Raw genomic sequence first — 1525 nt, 5'->3', positions numbered from 1 at the left:
CGAGTATGAGCATCCACGAGCAGCTTTTCACGAATATCAGGCGGAAGCCGATCCGCGATCGCGCTAATCTCTCCCGGATCCAGCACATTCAGATGCCCACGCCCAGGAGCCAGCTGAATCACCTGCCCACCCATCGCTTCAATCTCATCCACATAATCCGGTTTCAAATCCCCCGGCACCAGCGGGATAATCCCCCGCCCATTCATCCCTAACAGGGCATGCCGCACCAGCGTAGACTTCCCATACCCCGGCAACGCCAAAATAAACGCCGAGGGGTTATTAATAATCCCGTCCACAAACCACGCAATCGGATCACACCCCACCGGGGAATTACTATCAAGATCAATCCCTAACGGGGCACCCGAATACGGTGTCGTAGCCCCCGCCGAAAACGGCCACAACCCACACACCTGACGGGTAGAACCCCGCCACTCACGCGGAGACTGAAACATCCGAGCAGCCCCACCACCAGGGACATTCAACCCATACGCAGACCCGTTCTGCGCCCTGTTATTCTCAGCCGCCGCCCGCCGCTGCTTCTTAGCCTCAGACTTCTTCTGTTTCTGCTGTTTCGTGTCCTGGCCCTGTTTCTTCTGACGCATACGCAATTTCATGGCTCTTCTCCCTTTTTACAGTGCGCTCTTAATCGCTTCTGGCAGCAGCACGTGACGATTAAGCATGACCCCTAACGGCAATGTCGCCGCGAACGCCGCATCATGTCCCCCATACGCGCGCCGCAACATAATCCGGGCCGCCGGAGCTAACTCCTGCTCCACCGCAGCCACCGCTTCCGGTAACCGCTCAGGATCCTCAACCGTGGCCGAAACAATCATGGAAAAATACGTCAACCCCGCACCTTTAGCCTCTTCAGCAGCCGTCGCATTCGCCGCGTCCAAATCCGCCGCTAACCGCGCTGACCCATGCCTAGTACTCGTCAAACGAGTCCTAGCCGTGTTCTGATCCTTTTCCACCACATCAGCAGTACGCGCCGAATCCACCGGACGGAACACCAAGCTCACCCGCTTCCGATCCACCGCAGCATGCGAGGCTAACAACCGAGAAAGCACATTCGAATACACCGTCCCACGCGGAGCTTCAGACATCGTCCAACACACCGAAACACCCGAATCATGCCGGTACTCATCCCACAACGTTTCCGCCGCAGCAGGCCCAATATTCTCAAAATCAAGCGATACCTCGCCCCCCTGATACACCGCATCATCCAACACACGCGCGGCAGCCGGATCATACGCAACCCGCACAATCTCTGCCAGCTCACCAGCTGACATCGGGGTCGCAAGACCCGCGCCCGTCGATTCCAAATGAGCACACCAGTACGGGATCTTATTCGCTAACTCCCGCACCATATCTTCCGGCTTCCGCCGCCGCGCCCCCGGACGAGGAGCCGCTGAAAACACCAGGCTTACCCACACCTGATGCTGCGTCACCCCCGCCGGGTACGTCACAGCCGCTTCTTGTAACATCTGCTGCGCCACAGGGCTAGCATCCGGTGAAAGCGTCGCTT

Annotated in this window: 1 protein-coding gene and 1 pseudogene; both read right to left on the bottom strand. The window is 58.2% G+C overall.

What is annotated here, in order from left to right; genetic code table 11:
• A pseudogene (locus D8M41_RS11385) lies at positions 1-614 on the bottom strand (ATP/GTP-binding protein); the annotation flags it as partial.
• A 15-nt stretch (positions 615-629) separates the two neighbouring features.
• Positions 630-1525: SCO6880 family protein (locus D8M41_RS11380; RefSeq protein ID WP_342343143.1), on the bottom strand; the 896-nt coding region annotated here is incomplete at its 5' end.

It is taken from the genome of Rothia sp. HSID18069 (assembly GCF_003989155.1).
In the GTDB taxonomy this organism is placed as follows: Bacteria; Actinomycetota; Actinomycetes; order Actinomycetales; family Micrococcaceae; genus Rothia; species Rothia aeria.
This window is presented reverse-complemented; position numbering and strand designations above follow the sequence as displayed.